Below are 11427 nucleotides of genomic sequence, written 5' to 3'. Positions count from 1 at the left end.
AGTATTTTCTGATTACAATTGCAAAGTCAGGGGGTTTTTTATGAAACATCAGACATTCTCAAATGTAGCGAACCGATTAGACCGTCTCCCCATTTCGCGTGTGCACTATCAAGTATTAACCGCTCTCGGAATCATCTATTTTTTTGATCTCGCTGATCTGTTTACGCTCAGCAACGTGGCTCCGGCGCTGATTGAGCATTGGGGCGTGAAGCTGTCCACCATTGCCGACATCACGGCCGCATCCTTCCTGGGCATGTTTTTAGGCGCGTCCATCGGCGGAAGGCTGTCCGATCGGATCGGCAGGAAAAAAGCGCTGAATTGTTTTGTCCTTGTCTTTTCGATCTCATCTTTTCTGAATGCGCTGGCATGGGATATTCCGTCCTTAATGATTTTCCGCTTCTTGACCGGGCTCGGCGTCGCGGCCGCCATGATTGTGACGAACAGCTATTTGGCGGAATTTTTTCCATCCTCCGTACGGGGAAAATACATCTCCCTTTGCGCCATGATCGGGCTAATCGGCGTTCCCGTTACAAACGTTGTTTCCGCTTTTGTCATTCCTTTAGGCTCATGGGGGTGGCGGCTCGTATTCGTATGGGGGGCGGCCGGACTCATTTATTTCTTTTTTATCCGCCGGCTTGAGGAATCGCCGCGCTGGCACGAAAATCGGGGCGCATATGATCAGGCAAACGCCATTATGAACCGTCTTGAAGCACGTGCAGAGAAAGAAAAAGGCCCGCTTCCCGCGCCAAAAGAGGCGGCAGAAGTACATACAGTGAAGCACGCAGGCTACTTAGGGCTGTTTCAGGGCAGGAATTTAAAGATCACCATCATCCTGTCAGCGGTATGGATTCTTGAAACCTTTGGCTTTTACGGCTTTGCTTCATGGGTGCCCAGCCTGCTGAAAAGCAACGGCATCACCATGGAAAAAACGCTGTGGTACAATGTGCTTCACTCTGTCGGCGCACCGCTTGGCGCATTGCTCGGTTCCATGATATCCGAGACGTTCCAAAGGAAATGGATTCTGGCCGCAAGCGCCTTTCTTACTGCCATTGCCGGACTGTTATACGGCATGACGTTTATTCCCGTCATGATTATTGTGTTTGGATTTGTCGTTAACGTCACGGAACGGATCTTCACCTCAAACTTATACGCCTACACATCGGAACCGTATCCTACGGAATATCGCTCGGCCGGGAGCGGGCTGGCGTATGGGCTCGGCCGTTTTTCCAACATATTCGGCTCCCTGCTCGTCGGATTTATTGCCGTTAAGCTCGGCTACATCAGCGTCTTTTTGTTCATCGGCGGCTGCTGGCTTCTATGTTCCGTTTTGTTAATCCTCTTCGGCCCGAAAACAAATGCACAGCAAATTTAATCAAAAAAACAGTGCGGAATCACTCCGCACTGTTACACTGTGATTTCTATCAAATTGCCTTCCCCATCCTCTATCACGCTCTCATAATATCCGTCACCCGTCACGCGCGGGCCGCTTACAACCTGAAATCCATCGTTTTTAAACGTTTCCGTCAATTCATTCACCCGCTCCTTGCTGCCTGTAGAAAATGCGAGATGCGCCCATCCGGTCATATTCTGTGCCGGAGCTTCATCAATGCCGCCTTTTTTCATAAGTTCCAGCCTGCATCCGGAGTCAAATGAAAGAAAATACGATTTGAAATCTTTTTTCTCATTATGATAAAGGTCATTGGCCTTGGCGCCGAAGTATGTCTCATAAAACTCTTTCATCCGTTCCAAATCTTTCACCCATATCGCTGCATGTTCAATTCGCATATGTCCGCCTCCCTTTTTTTCTCAATCTATTTATAAAGCATGAAACCCATTTCAGCTCAAGACTTTTTCCGCTGAAATTGATGCATAATTTGTTTTTTAGCTGTTTCTTCGTGAAAAAACAATAAAAATGCTTCCTTTCCGACCCGTTCCAAATGAAGTTCCAGGGATGGAATATTCAATGCCCGGCTGACGCTCAGATTTCCCTCGCCGATGATCTCCGCGTCCCATTTCTGTTCTTTCGCAAACTGGTACAAGCCGGCAGCCACGTCATCACTGTGCGCATAGATGGCCGTCGGCGCCTTGTCGAAACCCCAGAAGTGCTCACCCGCACGCTTTCCGTCGTCCATATCATGGCATCCGACCAGAATGCGGGTTTCATCAAGAGAGCCGAAAACCGCCTTATATGCGGTTACCTTGTCGGCCGTACTCGGGCTTTTTTCCGCTTCCCGCACACATGTAAAAGCAACGTCTTGATGCCCGCGGTTTTTCAAATACAAAAAGCTTTCTCTGTATGCTGCCTGCCTGTCATTATAAGCGCAGGGAATCTCTTGATGCTGTGTATATTCACAAGCGACAATGGGACCGTATTCCAGGTAAGGCACGGCGGTTTCCCATTCATTCGCCCGGGACGTGACAATCAGTCCGTCAATCTTTTTCATTTTCAGCAGTTCGAAATATGTCATCTCTATAGCGGGGTCATAGTTGGTGGGGAGAAGGGTTGTCACGTAATCATGGGCAAACGCTTCCTTCGTGATACCGTTTACAATTTTGTCAAAGCAGGGATGGTCGCTGTACGGCAAAATCACGCCGATTGTATTGGTCTTTCCGCGAATCAGATCAATGGCGGTTCGATTAGGGGTATAATCCAGCTCCTTCATCACTTGATTCACAAGACGCCTTTTCTCCTCAGATACGTACGGATGTCGGTTTAATACGCGTGATACGGTGGCCACCGACACATTCGCCAGTTTCGCTATCTCTTTTATATTTGCCATGTGCTCCTCCATTTTCGGTGATAAAAAAGCAGCAAGAGTGGATTTCTCTTACTGCTATCTCATCATAAATCCAATGTCATTTCAACAGGGCAATGGTCAGAACCCATGATATCGGCACAAATGGCCGCTTGGCTGATCCGCTGCTTCAGTCTGTCTGAAACAATGACGTAATCAAGCCGCCAGCCGATGTTTTTCTCACGTGCGTTCGTCCTGTAAGACCACCAGGAATACGCGCCTTCCTGGTCAGGATATAAATAGCGGAATGAGTCGGTAAATCCCGCGTTCAGCAGGGCGCTGAACGCTTCCCGCTCCTGCTCCGAGAAACCGGCGTTCTTCCGGTTGGCTTTCGGATTTTTTAAGTCTATCTCCCTGTGTGCGACATTCAGATCGCCGCATAAGATCACGGGCTTCTTCCGGTCAAGCTTCTGCAGATAATCCTTAAAATCGGCTTCCCATTGAAGACGGTAATCAATTCGCTCTAATCCGCGTTTGGCATTCGGCGTATAACAGTTGACGACAAACACATGCTCAAATTCAAGCGTGATCACCCGTCCTTCTTGATCATGGTCGTCAATCCCCAGTCCATAGAACACGTGCAGCGGCTTTTCTTTCGAAAAAACAGCCGTGCCTGAGTAGCCTTTTTTCACCGCATAGTTCCAATAGGCGTGATATCCTTCAAGCTGTAATGATACTTGTCCGTCCTGTACTTTTGTTTCTTGCAGACATAGAATATCGGCTTCCGTTTCCTGAACGTAAGTATTGATATCTATCTTTTTCATCACGGCACGCAAGCCGTTTACATTCCAAGAAATCAGTTTCATGTGATCCCTCCTGTCCGGCTCAGCCGGTATTTCAGTGTTTCAATGTTTCCGCCCTCTAATGCCAGCAGCTGCTTTTTCATTTCTAAACCGCCTCTGAACCCGGTCAGTTTCCCGTTTTTTCCGATGACGCGATGGCACGGAACCGTAATCAATACCGGATTTTTCCCGATTGCGGCGCCCACGGCTCTTACGGCTGCCGGTTTCTGAATCATTTCTGCTATATCCGAATAGGAGTATGTCTCGCCGTACGGTATGTCCATAAGCGCTTTCCATACAGCAAGCTGAAATTCTGTCCCGTAAAGATCCACCGGCACTGAAAAAGCTGATCTGCCATTGTCAATGTACTCGGACAGCTCTGCCGTATAAGGCGCCAGCTTTTCATCATCACGTGCCAATCGGTATTGCGGCAGTGATTTTTTTGCCCACTGCTCAAACTCTTCAAAGCTTCCATAATTTGAGCCTATAAAGCAAAGCCCCTTAGATGTGGCGGCTGTATAAAGGCTCCAATCATTCCGTGTGAAGAGTGTCCAATAGATCATAGGCTCTTTACTCATATTGAACCTCCCTGTCCCATTTTGACGGTTTTTCGGTATTCTGTGGGCGAACTCCCGGTTCTCTTTTTAAAAAGAGTCGCGAAATGCGCTGTGTTTGGAATTCCGACAGTCAGAGCGATCTCCATGACTGTCATATCAGTATGCTTTAAAAGGTGTTCCGCCTTCGACAATCTTATTTTCTGTATATACGCAATCGGGGATATTCCCCTGATTTTTTTAAATGTCCGCTGTAAATGATAGGGGCTGCCGTGACACATTTCGGCCAGTACGCTCAGAGTCAGGGATTCGTGATAATGGCGGTCAATGTACTCAATGATTTGAGCAATCCATTCTTCATCAGGAAGACGAAGACCGTTCGGCCGGCACCTTTTACAGGGACGAAAATGTCTCTCGAGCGCTGCATCAGCCGTATCAAACACCAGCACGTTTTCTTTATTCGGAACTCTCGATTTACAAGAAGGCCGGCAGAAAATCCCCGTCGTTTTTACTGCATAATAAAATGCCCCGTCATAAGAAGCATCATTGTGTATGATTGCGCTCCACCTTTCATCAGTCAGGATATTTCTGTCTGTTTCCATCTCAGCCACCCCCTGTTCTTCAGTATAAACAAATTCATTGCTTAAGTACGCGTTTTTGAATAGAGGAGCAAGATAACAAAGATAGGTGTCAGGAGCACTTCCATGTTTCATGTGAAACATTTCGGCAGGATGGAGGGGGATTGATATAAAAAAAGAGCAGGAGCCCGCAGGCTCTTGCTCTTTTCTTTCGGCTTACTCGCCAGTTACGTATGGAAGTAAAGCCATTTGACGTGCGCGTTTGATCGCGATAGTCAATTTACGTTGGTATTTCGCGTTTGTTCCAGTTACACGGCGAGGTAAAATTTTACCACGCTCAGAAACAAACTTTCTAAGAAGATCTACATCTTTGTAATCGATGTGCGTAATGCCGTTAGAAGTGAAGTAACAAACCTTACGGCGTTTCGCACGACCGCCTCTGCGTCCTCCTGCCATTGTCATTTCCCACCTTTCTCGTTATGAATATAGCGATAATCTATTAGAACGGAAGATCATCATCCGAGATGTCAATCGGCTTGCCGTCGTTGGCAAATGGATCATCATTAAAGCTGTTCCCTTGATTTCGTCTCTGGTTGTTCTGATTTCCGCCGAACGGATTATCATTTTGGCCTCCGCCAAAGTATTGGCCTCCGCCGCTGTTTCCTTCGTTGTATCCGCCTGATCCAGAACCGCCGCTGTTTTTAGGCTCAAGAAATTGAACACTTTCAGCTTGGACTTCTGTCACGAAGACACGCTGTCCCTGCTGGTTTTCATAATTTCTTGTCTGGAGTCGGCCGTCTACGCCGGCAAGGCTTCCTTTTTTAAGAAAGTTTGCAACGTTTTCGGCTTGTCTTCTCCAAGTGACACAATTAATGAAATCGGCTTCACGTTCTCCGGACTGGTTCGTGAATGTACGATTCACAGCTAGAGTAAACGTGGCGACAGCCGCACCGCTTGGCGTATAACGAAGCTCTGGGTCTTTTGTCAGTCTTCCGACTAATACAACTCGGTTAAGCATATGAAAGACCACCTTTTAACATTATATATTTCAAATTGCTTATTCTTCTTCTTTAACAACGATGTGGCGAATGATATCGTCACTGATCTTAGCTAAACGGTCGAATTCAGCAACCGCTGCAGCTTCAGACTGAACGTTTAAGATTTGGTAGAAACCGTCACGGAAATCGTTGATTTCGTAAGCAAGACGACGTTTACCCCAATCTTTTGTTCCAGTGATCTCCGCTCCGTTAGAAGTCAATACGTTGTTGAAACGCTCGATAACTGCCTTCTTTGACTCTTCGTCAATGTTCGGACGGATAATGTACATAACTTCGTACTTTTTCATCTGTTTGCACCTCCTTTTGGTCTAAGCGGCCCTATAATGGGCAAGGAGCAATAATTCTATTACTCACAAGTTTATATTATACCAAAGCTCTTGTCCCTTTACAACTGTGTCCTATACATTAAATCGGAAATGAATGACATCTCCGTCTTGGACTACATATTCCTTACCTTCCAGACGCACTTTTCCGGCTTCTTTCGCTCCGGACATTCCGCCGCCTGCCAAAAGGTCTTCATAAGCAACCGTTTCAGCGCGGATAAAGCCGCGTTCAAAGTCAGTGTGGATGATACCCGCACACTCAGGAGCTTTCATGCCTTTTCTGAATGTCCATGCGCGCACTTCCTGTTCGCCCGCCGTAAAGTATGTCGCAAGGCCGAGAAGAGAGTATGACGCTTTAATCAGCTGATCAAGACCTGATTCTTCGATGCCGAGCTCCTCAAGGAACATTTGCTTTTCTTCGCCTTCCAATTCAGCAATTTCAGACTCAATTTTCGCACAGACGACGATAACTTCGGCGTTTTCACCCGCGGCGTACTCCCGGATTTTCGCAACATATTCATTATCTGAAGGATCAGCCACTTCATCCTCGCTTACATTTGCTACATAAAGCACAGGTTTTGACGTAAGCAAATGAAGCTGCTTCACAAGCTTTTGCTGTTCTTCCGTAAATTCAACGGAACGGGCAGGCTTTTCTTGTTCGAAAGCTTCTTTTAATTTAGACAGAATGTCAAATTCAAAAACCGCTTCTTTGTCTTTTTGCTTAGCAAGCTTGCTCACACGCGTGATGCGTTTTTCGACTGTCTCCATGTCGGCAAGAATCAATTCAAGATTGATCGTTTCAATATCGTCAATCGGATCGACTTTCCCTGACACGTGCGTAATATTGTCATCAGCGAATGCGCGTACAACGTGGCAGATCGCATCAACCTGACGGATATGAGAAAGAAACTTATTTCCGAGTCCTTCACCTTTTGATGCGCCTTTTACGATCCCCGCGATATCAGTGAATTCAAACGCAGTCGGCACCGTTTTTTTCGGGTTCACCAATTCAGTCAGCTTTTGCAGACGTTCATCCGGCACTTCCACGATTCCCACGTTCGGATCAATTGTACAGAACGGGTAGTTGGCTGATTCGGCACCAGCCTGGGTAATTGCATTAAATAACGTCGATTTTCCGACATTCGGCAAACCGACAATTCCAGCAGTTAAAGCCATTCTTTCATCTCCTCTATATCAAACCATCATCGTATAAACGTATTGTAAACCTAGAGCAATTATAAGGAGGTTCATAGGAAAAGACAAGCTGAGAAAAAAGCATTTCCCGCCCTCTCTCTCCTTAGATTATCCTTTTTTAACCGCTACCAGACAGTCAAAAAGCGTACTTCCCATTCCATTATCGGAATTTGAATCCTTTGTGAGCATGTTGACGGAGCCTCCGAATGCCGCCCACATGCCTTCATCTATATTCACCGTCTTCGGATGAGCCTGCTTCATGATTTTCACCCTGCCGCGCAGACGGCCGCGGTCATTGTACACCTCTGCCGTATCTCCGTCTTGAAGTGAAAGCTCCTCGGCGATATCCGGCGACAGATCCACCTGAATCTGCTGAAGCTTTTCAATAAACGGCACGTGCTGTGAATGATTGGAGCGCTGCGGGTGAATGGACAGCAGCGTATACGGATATTTCCCGGCCAGTCCGGCGTCATGATAAACAGACTCCTCCGGCACCTCCAATTGAGGGAGGCCGCTGTATCCTTTCTCTTCTGCCAGTGACGAGACGAATTCAAATTTTCCGCTCGGGGTTAAAAATTGAAAATCACTCCACGGAACCTGTTTGACCGGAAGCGGCATATGTCCTTTTTCTTTTAATTGCTCAAGGGTGATTCCTTCTTTCTCCAAAGAAGAGAGCCCCATTTTTAAGAAATCTTCCGTACTGTAATCAAACAGCTCCCCGAATCCGAGACGCTTTGCGAGTTCCGTCCAGATCCAGCGGTCTGATTTTGCCTCTCCCTGCGGTTCCGCAAGCTTCTTGCCATATTGAACATAGTGATGATACATGCTGGAATAATAAATATCTTCCTCTTCGAAAACAACGGCCGTCGGCAGCACATAGTCACAGAGCTTCGCCGTATCGGTCATGACCGAATCAATGGCCACTGTGACCGGTGTTTTTTCAAATGCTTCCTTCACTTTTTTTGTATTCGGCACCTGTGTCAGCGGATTGCCGCACGTCACGATGATCATTTCAATCGGCGGATCGGCTGCATTCAGCGCCTCTTCGGCTTGAGTCATCATCGAAAACGTTCTCGAACTTTTCTTCAGATCAGGACGGGTGAGCTCGGCCTTTGCAAAGCTTTCACCGACTTGCACATTTCCGAAGTTTGCGCCGCCGCCTTTGATACCGACATTTCCGCTCGCCGCAGCTAAAGCGTCAATCCACCGTATCGTCCCGCCCCCGTTTTTATATCTCTGCATCCCAAGACCCATAAAAGTGGAGGCGGGACCGTCAGCATATAAATCAGCAAGATATTCAATCACTTCTAAAGACGTTTCTGTTTTCTCAATGATCTCCTCAATAGAAATCGTCTGCAGAAGCTTTTCTATTTCTTCAAAACCGACCGAATGCCTTTGAATGAAATCGAAATCGGTTCTGCCGGTTTGGCATAATATTTTTAAAACACCCGCCGCAAGCCAGCCATCCATGCCGGGTTTAACGGATATATACCGATCGGCAAGCTTGGCAGTCGGGTTAAAAATAGGATCAATGACCGTCAGTGTCGCTCCTTTTTTCTTCACCTGCTGCAGATGATGATAGAGGTGCATATTCGTCCGGGACACGTTTCTGCCCCATACGATCACATGCTTGCTGTGATAAATATCAAGCGGTCCATGCCCGTAAGAACGCCCGAAATCCCAGCGCTGCGCTTCAATGCCGGAACCCCAGCAAATGCTGCCCGCAATCTCCGTCACACCGCCGTATCCATTGAAAAAACGCTGGTCGAGCGCCTTCAAAAGACCGTTATTGGCGTAATCATGACTGTGCAGCACTGCGGCAGTGCCCAACGTCTCCTTAATCACCGCCATTTTTTCAGCAATTTCATCTAACGCCTGCTCCCAGGAAATGCGGACAAATTCGCCGTCTATCTTTTTTAAAGGAAAACGAAGCCGTTCCGGCGCATTCGTTTTCGCCTCCAGCATTCTGCCACGGCCGCAAATTTTCCCTTCCGTAATGGGATGATTCGGGTCTCCGTCTACTTTCGTCACCTTTCCATCCTCAACTGTCACCAAAAAGCCGCAGCTGTCCCAGCAATTCAGCGGGCACGCTGACTGATGCACTTTGCTCATCGGGCCTCTTCCTCTCCTCTATATGAAAAAGCATGAGCGCCAGCCCTTATGATGCAGGCTCCTCATGCTTGACGAGTACTTTTTTCAGCTTTCTCTCAAAATCTCTTCTCGGAATCATGACACTGTGGGAACAACCCGTGCATTTAATCCGAATATCCATTCCCATCCGAATGATTTTCCACCTGTTTTCACCGCAAGGATGCGGTTTCTTCATTTCAACAATATCATTCAGGCCAAAGTCTTTATCCGCCAAGACCCTTCACCTCTCTCCATAGACTGCTTTATTTATTGTACAAAAAAAGACAGGATAAGAGCAACGGCCGCACTCAAAATGAGCATTATACTTTTTTCCATCTCCCTAAAATAGGGTAAAGAAGAAGACATACCAGCAAATAAAGACTTAAAAGCCCGTAAATGGGATATAAAATCGCGATCAAATCTGAAAAACCGATTGTCGTAAAAGGCACCATCACAGCTAAAAGAAGAGATACGAGCGTCCATCTCGGCAATTTCACAAATGCAAGCATGCGGCTGGACAGCCCGAACAGACCGGTCACGGTTGTCGTATAGATGGCTAAAAAAAGCACGGCGGCCATACAAAGAAATAACGGATAAGGAGCGCCTTCAAGGACGGCGAAAAGAGGAATCTCATATTGTGTAAGACTGCCTGAAAGCTGTACAAGCGTTTCATTGTAAACAAATGAAATCATACCGAAAATCAGCCCGCTTGCAACGCTTGCGATTTTCGCTTCTCCCAGTCCCTTCATATCTTTTCCGATTGAAGAAAGAACAGCGACAACAGAAAGGATGTTTAAGGACGTGAAGGTAATGCTTGCCGGCCAATTATACTGGCGGGTCAAATCTATCGTCCACGTGTAATGATGGGTTGTCTGAAAAAAGACCAATGCATATAACAGCCCCGCTACAAGAATCGGTATCAAAATACTATTCAGAGATAGTATTCCTTTTATATCCCAAAAGAATAAACCGACAGTCACAATGCAAAGAAGAAAAATACCGATCCAAAATGGCAGCTTGTACATTTGCAGCGTCACACCGCCGCCGGCAATCATAACCATCGTCATTGAAAACAAATAAAACATAATAAGCACATCATAGACTTTAGCAAGAGCCGGCCCCATCAGATGCTCAAGCACAGGTAAAAAGTGCGTTGATTGAACCCGATAGCTGATCTTCAACACAATATAAGCCGAAATCGTAAACATGACTGTAAACAATACAATAGCCAGTCCGCTTTCGACACCGAAAAACTGCCATATTTCCTGCCCGCTTGCATATCCAGCCCCAATCTGGCTGCTTAATATGAGCAGCATCCACTTCATCCCGGCTCTCCACACCCTCATCACCTCATAAAATTTCAGATAATCTCCGCATATTGCTACTATATTGAGTGACAACGGCAATCATTCATACAAAAGGGACAAATATGGTATGATAACGACGATTGACTATTCAGAAAAATTTACTTATGCAAGGAGCTCAAACCATGTACATCAGGCGTTTAACCGCAAATGATACCCAGCCTTATTCCGATATCAGGCTCAAAGCTTTAAAAGATCACCCAGACGCATTTGCCGTCAGCTACGATGAGGAGAAAGAATGGCCGTCCGAAAAATTTAAAGCCAGGCTTGAAGCCGACAATGCCATCGTGCTTGGCGCCTTTGAAAAAGACAGACTGATAGGAATCCTCAAGATCTCCAAGCATCCGCTGTTTAAACTAAGACACATTGCGGTTATCGGTTCTATGTATATTTCCCCCAAACACCGAGGGTCAGGCGCGGGAAAAGCTTTAATGACGGAAGCCATCAGCCGAGCAAAAAAGATGAAGGACACAGAACAGCTCCATCTCTCTGTTACCTCAACAAATGAACCCGCAATAAAACTCTACGCTCAGTTAGGATTTATCCTCTTCTCTACAGAAAAAAGAGCGCTGAAATTAGATCATCAGCGATATGTTGATGTAGATCAAATGGTCTTATTTCTTTCATGAACTTAGAGAATAACTGCTCT

The 11427-nt window shown here is 46.5% G+C and carries 14 protein-coding genes; 2 read left to right on the top strand and 12 right to left on the bottom strand.

Translation table 11 applies throughout. The features are described 5' to 3' along the window. Window positions 1-40: 40 nt before the first annotated feature. Window positions 41-1372, top strand: coding sequence for an MFS transporter (locus V7728_RS14540; protein ID WP_007615061.1), 1332 nt, complete (start codon window positions 41-43; stop codon window positions 1370-1372). Between the two features lie 32 nt (window positions 1373-1404). Here V7728_RS14540 and V7728_RS14535 read toward each other — a convergent pair whose 3' ends face one another. From V7728_RS14535 to V7728_RS14480, 12 genes are all read right to left on the bottom strand, one after another. Next, complete coding sequence (locus V7728_RS14535; protein WP_025285587.1) at window positions 1405-1785, bottom strand: VOC family protein; 381 nt, start codon at window positions 1783-1785, stop codon at window positions 1405-1407. Window positions 1786-1841: 56 nt separating this feature from the next. Next, window positions 1842-2780, bottom strand: a complete 939-nt coding sequence (locus tag V7728_RS14530; RefSeq protein WP_012118935.1) for a LacI family DNA-binding transcriptional regulator — start codon at window positions 2778-2780, stop codon at window positions 1842-1844. A gap of 62 nt (window positions 2781-2842) precedes the next feature. Further along, window positions 2843-3601 carry an exodeoxyribonuclease III gene (gene xth, locus V7728_RS14525; RefSeq protein ID WP_015240985.1) on the bottom strand — a complete coding sequence of 253 codons (759 nt, stop codon included), beginning with the start codon at window positions 3599-3601 and terminating at the stop codon, window positions 2843-2845. Further along, window positions 3598-4155, bottom strand: coding sequence for a methylated-DNA--[protein]-cysteine S-methyltransferase (locus V7728_RS14520; protein ID WP_099567251.1), 558 nt, complete (start codon window positions 4153-4155; stop codon window positions 3598-3600). Before V7728_RS14520 ends, xth begins: the two co-directional genes overlap by 4 nt. Then, complete coding sequence (locus V7728_RS14515) at window positions 4152-4733, bottom strand: bifunctional transcriptional activator/DNA repair enzyme AdaA (RefSeq protein ID WP_099567252.1); 582 nt, start codon at window positions 4731-4733, stop codon at window positions 4152-4154. The genes V7728_RS14520 and V7728_RS14515 overlap by 4 nt, the downstream gene beginning before the upstream one ends. 192 nt (window positions 4734-4925) lie before the next feature. Next, window positions 4926-5165 carry a 30S ribosomal protein S18 gene (rpsR, locus tag V7728_RS14510; protein ID WP_004392983.1) on the bottom strand — a complete coding sequence of 80 codons (240 nt, stop codon included), beginning with the start codon at window positions 5163-5165 and terminating at the stop codon, window positions 4926-4928. A 43-nt stretch (window positions 5166-5208) separates the two neighbouring features. Then, complete coding sequence (gene ssbA, locus V7728_RS14505; RefSeq protein WP_004392979.1) at window positions 5209-5727, bottom strand: single-stranded DNA-binding protein SsbA; 519 nt, start codon at window positions 5725-5727, stop codon at window positions 5209-5211. 39 nt (window positions 5728-5766) lie between these two features. After that, the gene (rpsF, locus tag V7728_RS14500) at window positions 5767-6054 is read right to left on the bottom strand and encodes a 30S ribosomal protein S6 (RefSeq protein WP_004392977.1); all 288 of its coding nucleotides are present in this window, start codon (window positions 6052-6054) and stop codon (window positions 5767-5769) included. A 111-nt stretch (window positions 6055-6165) separates the two neighbouring features. Continuing rightward, entirely contained in the window at window positions 6166-7266 is a 1101-nt protein-coding gene (gene ychF, locus V7728_RS14495; protein ID WP_004392975.1) for a redox-regulated ATPase YchF, read from the bottom strand. Window positions 7267-7392: 126 nt separating this feature from the next. Beyond that, window positions 7393-9396 carry a molybdopterin-dependent oxidoreductase gene (locus V7728_RS14490; RefSeq protein WP_099567253.1) on the bottom strand — a complete coding sequence of 668 codons (2004 nt, stop codon included), beginning with the start codon at window positions 9394-9396 and terminating at the stop codon, window positions 7393-7395. Between the two features lie 46 nt (window positions 9397-9442). After that, on the bottom strand, window positions 9443-9649 hold the full coding sequence (locus V7728_RS14485; protein ID WP_012118942.1) for a DUF951 domain-containing protein: 207 nt from the start codon (window positions 9647-9649) through the stop codon (window positions 9443-9445). An 85-nt stretch (window positions 9650-9734) separates the two neighbouring features. Continuing rightward, window positions 9735-10760, bottom strand: a complete 1026-nt coding sequence (locus V7728_RS14480) for a YkvI family membrane protein (protein WP_088005468.1) — start codon at window positions 10758-10760, stop codon at window positions 9735-9737. A gap of 101 nt (window positions 10761-10861) precedes the next feature. Between V7728_RS14480 and V7728_RS14475 the strand changes: the two genes are divergently transcribed. Continuing rightward, window positions 10862-11407, top strand: coding sequence for a GNAT family N-acetyltransferase (locus tag V7728_RS14475; protein WP_223252767.1), 546 nt, complete (start codon window positions 10862-10864; stop codon window positions 11405-11407). Window positions 11408-11427: the final 20 nt, after the last annotated feature.

The organism is Bacillus sp. JHAA (genome assembly GCF_036961585.1).
Lineage (GTDB): Bacteria > Bacillota > Bacilli > Bacillales > Bacillaceae > Bacillus > Bacillus velezensis.
Note: the sequence above shows the minus strand (reverse complement) of the source record. Positions and strands in the feature narration are given on the sequence as shown.

What these genes read in the sequence shown, in the direction of transcription:
- rpsR (WP_004392983.1), bottom strand. Translation starts at nt 5,165, where the DNA reads ATGGCAGGAGGACGCAGAGGCGGTCGTGCGAAACGCCGTAAGGTTTGT.
- rpsF (WP_004392977.1), bottom strand. Translation starts at nt 6,054, where the DNA reads ATGAAAAAGTACGAAGTTATGTACATTATCCGTCCGAACATTGACGAA.
- V7728_RS14535 (WP_025285587.1), bottom strand. Translation starts at nt 1,785, where the DNA reads ATGCGAATTGAACATGCAGCGATATGGGTGAAAGATTTGGAACGGATG.
- ssbA (WP_004392979.1), bottom strand. Translation starts at nt 5,727, where the DNA reads ATGCTTAACCGAGTTGTATTAGTCGGAAGACTGACAAAAGACCCAGAG.
- V7728_RS14540 (WP_007615061.1), top strand. Translation starts at nt 41, where the DNA reads ATGAAACATCAGACATTCTCAAATGTAGCGAACCGATTAGACCGTCTC.
- V7728_RS14530 (WP_012118935.1), bottom strand. Translation starts at nt 2,780, where the DNA reads ATGGCAAATATAAAAGAGATAGCGAAACTGGCGAATGTGTCGGTGGCC.
- V7728_RS14490 (WP_099567253.1), bottom strand. Translation starts at nt 9,396, where the DNA reads ATGAGCAAAGTGCATCAGTCAGCGTGCCCGCTGAATTGCTGGGACAGC.
- V7728_RS14520 (WP_099567251.1), bottom strand. Translation starts at nt 4,155, where the DNA reads ATGAGTAAAGAGCCTATGATCTATTGGACACTCTTCACACGGAATGAT.
- V7728_RS14480 (WP_088005468.1), bottom strand. Translation starts at nt 10,760, where the DNA reads ATGAGGGTGTGGAGAGCCGGGATGAAGTGGATGCTGCTCATATTAAGC.
- V7728_RS14515 (WP_099567252.1), bottom strand. Translation starts at nt 4,733, where the DNA reads ATGGAAACAGACAGAAATATCCTGACTGATGAAAGGTGGAGCGCAATC.
- xth (WP_015240985.1), bottom strand. Translation starts at nt 3,601, where the DNA reads ATGAAACTGATTTCTTGGAATGTAAACGGCTTGCGTGCCGTGATGAAA.
- ychF (WP_004392975.1), bottom strand. Translation starts at nt 7,266, where the DNA reads ATGGCTTTAACTGCTGGAATTGTCGGTTTGCCGAATGTCGGAAAATCG.